Source organism: Mesorhizobium sp. M0571 (genome assembly GCF_040320985.1).
Taxonomy (GTDB): domain Bacteria; phylum Pseudomonadota; class Alphaproteobacteria; order Rhizobiales; family Rhizobiaceae; genus Mesorhizobium.
In genome coordinates this window covers 55,893-66,873 of record NZ_JAMYQT010000029.1, presented here as the reverse complement: position 1 = coordinate 66,873, position 10,981 = coordinate 55,893, and the positions used below count along the sequence as shown (strand labels likewise).

Annotated in this window: 10 protein-coding genes; 1 reads left to right on the top strand and 9 read right to left on the bottom strand. The window is 58.2% G+C overall.

What is annotated here, in order from left to right:
- The 4 genes from NKI85_RS26905 to NKI85_RS26890 all read right to left on the bottom strand — a co-directional run.
- On the bottom strand, positions 1-331 hold a 331-nt coding region (locus tag NKI85_RS26905; RefSeq protein ID WP_352527211.1), incomplete at its 3' end, for an ATP-binding cassette domain-containing protein.
- A 10-nt stretch (positions 332-341) separates the two neighbouring features.
- Positions 342-1,388, bottom strand: coding sequence for an ABC transporter permease (locus tag NKI85_RS26900; RefSeq protein WP_352778875.1), 1,047 nt, complete (start codon positions 1,386-1,388; stop codon positions 342-344).
- Between the two features lie 113 nt (positions 1,389-1,501).
- Positions 1,502-2,467, bottom strand: coding sequence for a sugar ABC transporter substrate-binding protein (locus tag NKI85_RS26895; protein WP_352778873.1), 966 nt, complete (start codon positions 2,465-2,467; stop codon positions 1,502-1,504).
- A gap of 45 nt (positions 2,468-2,512) precedes the next feature.
- Entirely contained in the window at positions 2,513-3,526 is a 1,014-nt protein-coding gene (locus tag NKI85_RS26890) for a sterol desaturase family protein (protein ID WP_352527214.1), read from the bottom strand.
- A gap of 319 nt (positions 3,527-3,845) precedes the next feature.
- On the opposite strand from NKI85_RS26890, the gene NKI85_RS26885 reads away from it, so the two are divergent.
- Entirely contained in the window at positions 3,846-4,880 is a 1,035-nt protein-coding gene (locus NKI85_RS26885; RefSeq protein WP_352527215.1) for a LacI family DNA-binding transcriptional regulator, read from the top strand.
- A 128-nt stretch (positions 4,881-5,008) separates the two neighbouring features.
- Here NKI85_RS26885 and NKI85_RS26880 read toward each other — a convergent pair whose 3' ends face one another.
- The 5 genes from NKI85_RS26880 to NKI85_RS26860 all read right to left on the bottom strand — a co-directional run bounded on the left by NKI85_RS26880 (position 5,009) and on the right by NKI85_RS26860 (position 10,978).
- A complete protein-coding gene (locus NKI85_RS26880; protein ID WP_352527216.1) occupies positions 5,009-5,890 on the bottom strand; it encodes a DMT family transporter in 882 nt (293 codons plus the stop codon).
- Positions 5,891-6,055: 165 nt separating this feature from the next.
- Positions 6,056-6,736 (bottom strand): metal-dependent hydrolase, encoded by a 681-nt coding sequence (locus NKI85_RS26875; protein ID WP_352527217.1) that lies wholly within the window; start codon positions 6,734-6,736, stop codon positions 6,056-6,058.
- 82 nt (positions 6,737-6,818) lie between these two features.
- A complete protein-coding gene (locus NKI85_RS26870) occupies positions 6,819-8,258 on the bottom strand; it encodes an NAD-dependent succinate-semialdehyde dehydrogenase (protein WP_352527218.1) in 1,440 nt (479 codons plus the stop codon).
- 133 nt (positions 8,259-8,391) lie between these two features.
- Positions 8,392-9,327 carry a fumarylacetoacetate hydrolase family protein gene (locus NKI85_RS26865; protein WP_352527219.1) on the bottom strand — a complete coding sequence of 312 codons (936 nt, stop codon included), beginning with the start codon at positions 9,325-9,327 and terminating at the stop codon, positions 8,392-8,394.
- 118 nt (positions 9,328-9,445) lie between these two features.
- Positions 9,446-10,978, bottom strand: a complete 1,533-nt coding sequence (locus NKI85_RS26860; protein ID WP_352778870.1) for a class I adenylate-forming enzyme family protein — start codon at positions 10,976-10,978, stop codon at positions 9,446-9,448.
- Between the last annotated feature and the right edge of the window lie 3 nt (positions 10,979-10,981).

Below are 10,981 nucleotides of genomic sequence, written 5' to 3'. Positions count from 1 at the left end.
AACCTTTGGTCGGCTCGACGCCGACGAAGAAGGACCGCCCGATGCTCATCAGCGGGAACGTGCCGCCGAACTGATGCACCGTGGCGATGCCCCGTCCCTGCGCCTCACTCGGCCCGGAAAAGGTCACCGGCTGACCATCCATCAATATGTGGCCGCTGGTTGGTTTGTGGACCCCGGCCAAGGTCTTGATGAGGGTGGACTTGCCGGCGCCGTTGTCGCCGAGAAGGCAAAGCACTTCGCCGGCGCGCACCCTCAGCGAAATGTCGTGCAGGACATCGAACGGACCGAAGGATTTGTTGACGCTTTTCAGCTCGAGAATTGGCGTTTCCATTTCCAAGGCCTCACTTTTTCCTCGGCGTGTATGTCAATGCCATCTCGCGAAAGGTGTTGTTCATGAGCACTGCGAGCAGCAGAAGTACGCCGATAATGAGGCTCGACCAATTGCGATCGAACGACGTGAAGTAGATGCCCTGATTCACCACGGCGAAGGTGAGGGTCCCAAAGACGATGCCGATCACTGAGCCGAAGCCGCCAGTGAGCAGCACTCCGCCCACGACGACTGCGATGATGGCATTAAAGATAAAGGACATGCCGGCCGAAACCTGCGCCGAACTGAAGAGGATCGCCTGACACACGCCGACAAAGGCGGCACTGGTGCTCGACAGAACGAAAAGCAAAACGGTGAGGCGCTGCGTTGGAATACCGGCATTGCGCGCGCTCTCCTTGTCACCGCCCATAGCGAAGAGCCAGTTTCCGAATGGTGAGTAGTGGATGAAGAAAATGTAGATTACCGCGAGTGCCATCCACCACAGGATTATGACCTGAAACTGAGCACCGATGAACGAGCCGAAGATGGTCTTTGCCAGCCCAGTGCTGGTCAGGGCGACGCTGGTGGTGCCGGTGATGATAACGGACAGACCAAGCACTGCGCCCGCTACAGCGAATAGCGTGCCAAGTGTCACGATGAGCGAAGGCACCGCGGTTCGCACCACCAATATTCCGTTGACCAGACCTACAATGATGCCGATGGCAAGCGCGACAGAAATCCCCAGCCAGATCGAGAGACCATAATGGCCTGCGATGATGGCGACCGTCATGGACCCTGCCGGGATCATTGAGCCGATCGAGATGTCGAGTTCGCCGGCAATCATGAGAAGACCCATGGGGAGGGCAACGATACCGAGACTGGCGGCGACATTGAGCCAGCTCGCGACACCTGCCGGCATGAGGAAACTGGTGCCGCCAAAGATCGTGAAGAAGACGAACACTCCGAGCAGGCCAAGGAATGCACCAGCTTCTGGCCGTCTAAGCAGCGAGCCAACTGCGGATCCTGCCGATCCGACTCCACCCGATCCCGCTTCAAAAGGCTTGGCAGCATTTGTGTTCATTGCACTATTCCTCCCAGAAGTGCCGGCAACGTCGTATTCTTGGAACATTTGTAGGTGAGGCCGAGGAGTCCTCGGCCTCTCGATCATACCAGGGGCAGCAATCCCGTGACAGATTACCGATAGCCTTGCTCGCCGCCCTTGAGAGTGATTTCGACATTTGATTTGTCGACAATTCCAGGGCCTGTCAAAATTGGGGCCGATGCGAGCTTCAACGCATAGTTCACGTAGGCGTCAGACATCGTAACGGCCAGGAAGCCCTGCAGCCAAGGCTGTTGATCGATAGCGAAAAGTTGCTTGCCATCCTTGATGCGGTTGAGGCCAGCGACGTTCATGTCGAAAGAACCCAGCTGTACTTTGCCGGTCTTGCCAGCCTGGTCGATGCCGGTAGCAGCGGAATCCGCGTCGCCTGCGGAGATTGTGAAGACACCGTCGATGGAGTCATCCTTGAGAAGAGTGGCCTTGATGGCTTCGGCAACAGCGGTCGGATCTCCGAATGAGCTCGCAGGCAGCGGCAGCTGTTCCGACTTGCCGCCGGCTTTCGTCACCTTGTCGGCGATGCCCTTGCAGCGGTCCTCGAGATTCTGGGCGCCCGGCACGGTATTTACGCAAATGACATGCTTGGCGCCGTGCGTGGAAAAATATTCGCCGCCGGCGAGGCCCGCGGGATATTCTTCATTGCCGATGTAGTTGATGGCGCCAAGTTCCTTGGCTTTATCTCCGCCGCCAGAATTGTAGAGCATGACGGGGATACCTGCCGCTAAGGCAGCCTTGATGGCCTCATCTTCGGCGGCAGGAACCCAGTTTGGCACGGCGATGATAGATGCCTGTTGGCTGATCGCGGTGCGCACAAGATTGGCGGCGTCGCCGCCAATGTTGTCATAGGTCTGAAGCTGCAGATAATTCACCGTTCCGCCATGCGCCTGGACAACCACGGTCGCATCATCGATGCCCTTCTTAATCTTGGCGAAAAACGGATCATCGGCCTTTCCGCCGATGATAGCGATGTTCGCCGCCATCGCGGCCTGGGCAATGATCGCCAGGGCCGCGCCCGCGCACGCAATCTTCAAGAGCTTCCACATTTCACTTCCTCCCTCTCCTGCCGTCACATTGACGGATCCATGACATCATGAATTCTGCTGTTGTTTTGCCGTGATGCGCGCTCGCTTCTTCTCGAAGCGGACCTTCATCAATTCGTCGCCCTGCTTCGTGCCGTCGTGCCAGGTGCCGAGCCATTTATCGATCGGCAGCGTGCCGTCGGCGTAATTCACTTCGAAATACTTGTGGTGCAGGTAGTGGGCGTAGGCGTGGGTATCGACGCCTCCGTCGCCGGCTTCGACTTTGTCGAAGCCGATATGGCCGATGACTGCGCCAGTGCCGGTCACCTGCAAGTGGTAAAGCAGGAGCAACGGATGCGAAGGCACGATTAGATGGATCAGGCTGTCCGACCAGTAGAGCAGATGCTCTACCGGGTGCATGGAAAGCGACGACCACGGGCTTGGATTGATAGAATTGTGGTGCACCGAGTGGACCCAGCGGTAGAGCACGGGAATGTGGATCAGCCGATGGATGCAGAAGAAGTGCACCTCATGAATCAGAGGAATTACGAGAGCGAAGGCGATAAGCCAGACCGGATGCTCGCTGAAGCTCGTCCACGGCCCCCAGCCGTTAGCCCAGGCCCACAACAGCAACACCTCATAGGCCGTCCAGATCGGCAGTCCGCTGACGAAGGTGCGGATCGCGTTGTCGATATTCTGGCTCTTGAACCAGAACACGTCCGATGGGTGGTCCGCGGGGAACTTGCCGTTGAACTTGAAGCGGTTGCCTTGGGCGCGTTTCAAGTAGAGGCGTATTTCCAGAGCACCGTAGAGGAGCAGAATGAGCGCCGCGTTGCGGAGATAGAGATATAGTACCCATCCCCAATCGAGGGTCTGGAGCGTCTCGCGTGAAGGCGTGAGGTAAAACCACAACAAAGCGCCAACGCCCATGAACACAGCGTTCCACGGCAGGAAGTAGCCCGGCAGCCATCTCAGCACGCGCACGAAGCTCCAGGGAAAATCCAGAAGGGGTCCGACTTGGAGCGGCGCGCTGGGACGCCAATTGCCGCGCTTGTCGCGGGTGCCAAAGGCCAGATCGTCCATCGCGCGGCCGCCTGTTGCTCGGTGTTCAACCGTTCGCGCCTCTTGCGGAAGCGAGTCTTCGTGACCTCGTCGGATTCCTTGCTGCCGTCGTGCCACGCGCCGAAACAGCTTATCGAGGGGCACTAGAGCATCGCCGCCATAGTTTTCACCTCGAAATACGTGTGGGGATCGTCGCGCTTGCCGACAATGCCCCGGGAACCCTTAAAGCGACGCGATTTATATCGGAGGGTTGATATTCGGAGAAGACAGAAATAAAATCAAAATTGCATTTGTATCATTTAATTTCAATCATGATGATACAACATAGGAATGGGCGTTCATGAAGCGACCGACAATTCACGATCTCGCTACTGCGGCAGGCGTGTCAGTGGCGACTGTAAATAGAATTTTAGGTGGCACCGTTTCCGTGCGGCCGAAAACAGTCCAACGGGTCCAAAGCGCTGCTGAAGAAATTGGCTTTTACGGTATCGGAGCGATAGACGATCGGGCTCGCAAAATTTCGCCGCATTACCGATTGGGTTTCCTGCTCCAGCAGGCGACTCGTGACCTCTACCAGCTATTCGGAAAGAAGATCGTTGCCGCCTGTCGCGAGCGTCGGGACGAGGTTATCGAACCTGTCGTCGACTTCGCGGATATTTTGACGCCGGAGACTATCTCGAGCCGTCTCATCGCGCTCGGCGATTCTTGCGACGCTGTCGCGGTGGTCGCGGCGGATCACCCAATCATTGGCCAGGCCATCCGTTCATTGAAGGAGATGGGGAAACCGGTTGTCTCTTACATCACGGATCAGTCCGCGCCGGAAAGGGCAGCTTATGTGGGCACCGACAACTGGAAGCTGGGGCGCACTGCGGCCTTCCTGATTACGCAAACCACCCAAGGTCCTGGTCGTATTGCGGTTTTCATAGGCAATCATCGCTATCAATGCCAGGATGTCGCGGACGCCAGCTTCCGCTCCTATTTGCGCGAGCACGCTTCACGACTGATGGCAGAGGAAAGCCGTCCCACTCATGAGGAATCGAGTGAGGCCTACCGAATGGTGGCCGAGCTTCTAAAGTCAACCGACGATCTTGTCGGCATTCTGATCGTCGGCGGCGGAATAACCGGTGTGCTTCGTGCGCTAAGGGAAGTGTCTCCCGAGAGGCGATCGGGGATCAAGGTGGTATGCCGTGACATCGGACCCGAGACGCGTAAGGGATTGTCTGAGGGACTGATTACTGCAGCTCTCTGTCATCCGCTTGAGGCGACCTCCGCCCTTCTCGTGCAGACGATGATCGATGTCATTGGACCACAAGCACCGCTCGCTACCCTTCAACGGTCTATACCTTTTGAAATTGTCACTCCGGAGAATATCTGACGTAGATGTCAGCTAAGGGGCCGCCCTCGGGCGCTTATGCGACCCGATGATATGTCCGCTTTCAGGTCTCGAACTCGGCCCGCTCGAGTGGGCGGGCAACGTTTTGCATGACCGCCAATGTCGCACTTTCATGTGTTCTCGCGCGGCATATTGCGCCTTTCCTGCCAAGCAATAAATATGCCCGAAGCTATAATCACACCGGCTCCGATCGCTACCGATGCGTCTGGGTGTTCGGAGAAAAGCGCGATGCCAAATCCGGTCGCCCAAAGGATTTGACTATACTGCGTTGGCGCGACAACCGCCGCGGGTGCGAAGCGGTACGCGGCGATGGTACATAATTGGCCGGTGACGGAGATCAGACCGACTGCAGCCATCAATCCAAGGGATGGAAGTTCCACGGGTACATAGACTGCGGGAAGGATTGCACCCATCACAACGAGCGATGTCAGCATGGGATAGAGGACCATCACTGCCGGACGCTCCTCACCCCCGATCTTGCGCACGATGATCTTTGCCAGTGCACTCGCGAAGGCCCCCAAAACAGCCGTGAGGTGCCCCAAAGACAATGATGTTGCGCCTGGCCGCAGAACAATCATGACGCCGATCAGTCCAACGGCAATGGCGATCCAGCGCGATGTCCTGACTGTTTCACCGAGCAGTGGTACGGACAGCGCCGTGATCAGCAATGGTATCATAAAAAGTAGTGCATAGACCTCGGCAAGGGGCAACCTAACAAAGGCGTAGAACGAGCCCGACATCACAATCAAAGACAGTACGGAATGTGAAAGGACTAACCATGGATGACGCGGTCGAAAATTGCCGACGACGCGGTCGGCCAGCACCAGCACCGTCATCGGCGCAAACGCGAACATCAAAGCAAAAAAGAGGATTTGAAAAACAGAATGGGTGTTCCCGAGCACTTTGATGATCGCGTCATGGGTGGAGAACAATGCGAAAGAGAGCAAACCGAAACCCAGGCCGCGAATTGCAGAACTCTGGCCGTTTGCCATGTCGTTTTTCTCCTTCGGACTCTTTCCTCCGCGCGGCGTCCACGCCGCCGTTGAAGGGCAGTAACCGGCACCGGCTACGCCGCGCTGGCGGTTGGAGAAGTTCTGCGCTGATGGGCGTGAAGGATGCGGCGGCGCATTGAATGTTCCATGATCCGTCGTGGCGGCCTAGAAGGTGAGCTCTTCACCTGGTTCGACCACATGAACTTTCGTTCTGGGCGCTTCGCGCTCTGCAAATTTAACGAACTGCGTCGCGTCCTGTGCCAATAGCGGAAATGTCTTGTAATGCATTGGCAATACGGCTTTGGCTCTCAGAAGCTTCAGGGCCTTGGCGGCTTGCCGGGCATCCATGGTAAACCTGTCGCCAATCGGCAGCAGCGCGATATCGATGTCGAACAGTTCGCCCCAAATTGCCATGTTGGCGTGCAGGCCGGTATCGCCGGCGTGGTAGAGCACCTTTCCGTCCTCGAGGGTCAGGACGTAGCTTGCAGGGACGCCTGTCGCGCTGGTGTGACAAGCGTCCGTCATCGTCACGATAACGCCATCGAGATCGACTGAGCCGCCGATATTCATGGCCAATACCCGTTTGGCGCCTCTCTCTTGAAAGGCACTCGTCGTTTCCGGCTGCCCGACCAGAACCGCGCCAGTATGCGCGCTGACCGCCACGGCATCGCCGGTATGGTCTTCATGATCATGGGTGAACAAGGCGAAGTCGGCTGCAGGCAACTCGTCCAGCCTAAGGGGCGCAAGCGGATTGCCGGTGAGCCAGGGATCGATGAGGAACACTTTGCCCTTGCCGGTCGTAATCTGCCAACCTGAATGGCCGAGCCATCGAAGACGATTCGTCAAATTTACCTCCGTCGCGTATCGCGCCGACCGTGCGCCACACGAATGTGCCGTCGGCAGAGCGTGTGGTTAAATGCAGCCGTGATCAGCCGACCCTGGAGATGAATCGCGTTTCCAAATACGACTCGATCGCTTCGGAACCGCCTTCCGTCCCGTATCCGGAATCCTTGATGCCGCCGAACGGAACTTCAGGCAGTCCGAAGCCGAGATGATTGATGGTCGTCATTCCACAATCGACCTCCAGGCCTAGTCTCGTCGCACTCTTCTCAGAGCCGGTGAAAGCATATGCCGCCAGGCCATAGGGCAGGCGATTGGCCTCAGCGATCGCCTCGTCCAGATCGGCAAATCGATTGATCACCGCCACCGGACCAAAAGGCTCGTCATTCATGATGTTTGCCGAAATCGGTACATCGGCCAGAATGGTCGGCTGGAAGAAGTAACCGATGTTGCCGATCCGCCGTCCTCCGGCGATCAATTTTGCGCCATGATCCACGGCGTCGCTAACCATGGCCTCGAGAGCAAGCATGCGACGCTCATTGGCGAGCGGTCCCATCGCCGTCTCGGCATCAAGGCCATTGCCCACCCTGATTGCCCCGACTGCCTCGGTGAAGCCATCGAGAAAACGCTTAGCCACGGCTTCCTGGACCAGGAAACGGGTTGGCGATATGCACACTTGCCCGGCGTTGCGAAATTTGTGCGCCGACATCAGCGATACCGCCCGATCGAGATCCGCATCGTCGGCAATGATGACCGGAGCGTGGCCGCCGAGCTCCATCGTTGCCCGCTTCATATGCTGTCCGGCCAGAGAGGCGAGACGTTTTCCGACTGCCGTTGAACCAGTGAAGGTGACTTTGCGTATCACGGGGCTGGCGATCAGATATTCGGAGACCACGCTGGGCACGCCATATACGAGATTGACGACGCCAGCAGGAACACCCGCGTCAAGGAAGCAGCAGAAAAGCTCCGCGGGCGAGGCTGGCGTTTCCTCAGGCGCCTTGGCAACAATGGAGCATCCGGCGGCCAGCGCAGCCGAGAGCTTGCGGACGAGTTGATTGATCGGGAAGTTCCACGGCGTGAAGGCTGCGACAGGCCCAGCCGGAAGCTTCACAGTCATCTGGATGACATTTGGCGATCGGGCAGGAATCACCTGGCCGTATGTTCGCTTTCCCTCCTCGGCGAACCAGTCGATGATGTCGGCAGCAGCAGACACCTCGATTGTCGACTGGGCCAGGGGCTTGCCCTGTTCGCGCGTCATCAGCCACGCAATGTAAGGGACCCGTTCCCGGAGCAAGTCAGCCGCCCTGCGCATGATCTTGGAACGGTCGAACGCAGATATTTGGCGCCAGACATCGAACCCCTTGCCGGCAGCTTTCAGGGCTGCATCCAGGTCTGGCTGCTCGGCCCAAGCGACAGTCCCGATTTCCTCTTCCGTGGCAGGATCAACGACAGGGATCGTTTTGCCATCCGTCGCAGGAATCCAGTTTCCATCGATCAGCAGCAAGACGTCTTTGTATTCGTAGACCATGGCTGTTCATCTGCTTCCTTGGTGTCGCCAAATTCGATGATCGCACTGCGGCAGCGCTTGGTGATCGGAACAGCGAAACGTTCAAACGCAATCCGAAATCCGAGCTGCGATCCTTGCAATTGCGAGCGGGTCGTCAGGTCTGTGGATTGCGTTCCGGCGCGTGTTTTCCGGATAGCTGGCGGTTCGCATTTTCCGGAATTCCTTTTGCCCGACGCTCCAGCCAGCTGTCCCGCTCCCAGGTCCGCTTAAGGTCGTCACGGACCCGAACGCGCAGTTTGCCGAGCCCTTCAGTTTCCAATTCCACGAGATCGCCATCCTGGAAGCTCGACAATCCGTCGTGGCTTGTTCCGGTTGCCAGGACGTCGCCCGGTTCCAACGTATGCACCGAACTGACCCAGGCAATGCAGCGCGCAATCCGATGAGCCATGGCGCCGGTGTTGAAATCCTGCTTCAGGGCTCCGTTGATCCATAGCCGAACTCGCAGATCGTACGGATCGCGCACTTCATCCGCCGTCACCAGATAGGGACCGATCGGGGCAAAGGTTTCGCGCGCCTTGACCTGGAACAGCGAGGAGGCGCCGCGCGCCGAGCCATCAATGAAATTCATGTAGCCGAACACGTGGTCCATCGCGTCCGCCTCGCTAACGTTTGTGGCGCGCTTGCCGATGACGACGGCCATTTCCGCCTCGCCTTCGAAGGCGATGGCAGGATAGTCGGGCAGGATCATCGTGTCGTCTGGACCGATGATGGACCCGGCGGCTTTCGTGAACGAGTCGATCGGCGCGCGCTCTGGCCCGATCTTGCCGTCGAAATAGTTGAGCGCCATGCATACGATATTGGCAGGTCGCGGCAGTGGCGGCCGCAGCCGCACGCTTCCGACGGGGATGCCGCCGCCGTTCGTTGTCGCGCCTTCTAGTCGCGCGCGAAAATGGTCGAACCGGGCAATCAGGCCCGCCATCAAGTCTTGAGGCGCTGTCTTCGGCATTTCGTCGGCAATGGAGGAAATATCAAAGACAGCCCCATCCTTCAGGATACCCAACCTGAAGTCATCGAAATACACCAGTTTCATGCGAATAATCCCTTCAGTATGCGGCTACCGGACACGACAAAGCGCGTCAGGCTGCGAATGCGATGTGAACGTATTTCTTCACCTGTGCGGTTGAGGAACACGTGGTTCCACGCGCCTGTCACGCGACCCGGGTCAGCTTGCCTTCAGCAATCCGGCTTGCCAGCACGTTGCGCTGGATCTTGCCGGCCGGTGTCGTCGGCAGCTCATCGATGACAAAGATCTGCTGCGGGATTTTGAACTTGGCCAGGCGCCTGCGCATACCGGCCAGTACCTCGTCCCAGACCACCGGGCCGTTGGCCACGACGACTGCAACCGGAATCTCCTGCAATCTCTCGTCGGGCAAGCCGAGCACGCAGAGATTTTTCTGGCCGGACTCGCCGCGCAGCACATCCTCCACTTCGGCGGGCGCAAAGTTCTCGCCGCCGACGCGAATGATTTCCTTCAGGCGCGCCACGTAGCGCAATTCACCGTCCGGTGAGATGGAGCCGAGGTCGCCGGTGCGGAACCATCCGTCCTGCGTGAATGCCTGACGGTTGGCCTCGGGCTGGGCGAAGTAGCCTGGTGTGATGGTTGGTCCGCGGAGCTGAAGTTCTCCCAAGCAGTCGTTGGCCAGCGGCACGCCGCTTTCGGCGTCGACGATCCGAATCTCGTTGCCTGGCTGCGGTCGGCCATTCGCGGACATTCGCTTGATCAGCGGATCGTCCGGGAACCACATAGTGAACATCCCCGACGTTTCGGTCATGCCGTACAGGTTGGAGATTCCAGAGATTCCGATCTCATCATGAAGCTGTCGCATCTGGGCTCCGGCGTGATCATAGCCCACCTTGACCGTTGCGAGTTTGGTGCGGACCTTCTCGACGCCAAGGGCGAGCACATCGCGGAAGAAAACGCCGTGGGACACGTCGGCCCGGTGCCGCTCGGCCAGATCGAGCAGGCGTTCGGGGTCCCAGCTTGACATCGAGTGCAGGGTGCACCCTGCAATCAGACACGTGGTGATCGCATGCATGCTGCCGCTGCAATGGAAGAAGGGGGCAGGGCTGATGAAATGACTGGACGGTGTCAGGCGCTGACAGAATGCAGCATACTGCGCTGTTCGCAGATAGCTCTCGGCTGTGATCATCACACCCTTGGGTTTCGAAGTCGTCCCTGATGTGTAGAGGATGCTGAAGACGCCATCGGGCAGTTCCGAGGAATTTTCGTTCGCAATCTGGTATCGGAGACGCGCCTTCCAATCTCCCGCCAAACCATCGCCGGGGCCTTCGACAATCACCGATGCAAGCTGCGCGTCGATGGATGCGGCTTCCTCGAGATAGTTGCGTCCACGGTATTTGGGAACAACGGCAATCACCTTGGCGCCACTATCGTCAAGCAGCCCACTAACTTCGGCCGCGGTAAGCCGCGTGCTAATGGGTACGGCGATTGCGTTCAACTCCTGGACTGCAAGGAAACTGGCGATCCAGGCGAAGGAATTCGGCATCCATATCGCAACCCGATCTCCAGCCGAGACATGCGGACCGAGACAATTCCGCGCTTCGGCGACCAGGCGTGCGAGAGCCAGGAAACTCAGTTCATGATCGTCCATCGTAACCGCACATTTCTGCGCGAAATGACGAACATTGTGGTGCAGCACATCCGGTAGTGTCATGCCCATCGT

Coding starts and splice junctions, on each gene's coding strand:
- NKI85_RS26900 (WP_352778875.1), bottom strand. CDS start 1,388: ATGAACACAAATGCTGCCAAGCCTTTTGAAGCGGGATCGGGTGGAGTC.
- NKI85_RS26895 (WP_352778873.1), bottom strand. CDS start 2,467: ATGTGGAAGCTCTTGAAGATTGCGTGCGCGGGCGCGGCCCTGGCGATC.
- NKI85_RS26890 (WP_352527214.1), bottom strand. CDS start 3,526: ATGGACGATCTGGCCTTTGGCACCCGCGACAAGCGCGGCAATTGGCGT.
- NKI85_RS26885 (WP_352527215.1), top strand. CDS start 3,846: ATGAAGCGACCGACAATTCACGATCTCGCTACTGCGGCAGGCGTGTCA.
- NKI85_RS26880 (WP_352527216.1), bottom strand. CDS start 5,890: ATGGCAAACGGCCAGAGTTCTGCAATTCGCGGCCTGGGTTTCGGTTTG.
- NKI85_RS26870 (WP_352527218.1), bottom strand. CDS start 8,258: ATGGTCTACGAATACAAAGACGTCTTGCTGCTGATCGATGGAAACTGG.
- NKI85_RS26865 (WP_352527219.1), bottom strand. CDS start 9,327: ATGAAACTGGTGTATTTCGATGACTTCAGGTTGGGTATCCTGAAGGAT.
- NKI85_RS26860 (WP_352778870.1), bottom strand. CDS start 10,978: ATGGGCATGACACTACCGGATGTGCTGCACCACAATGTTCGTCATTTC.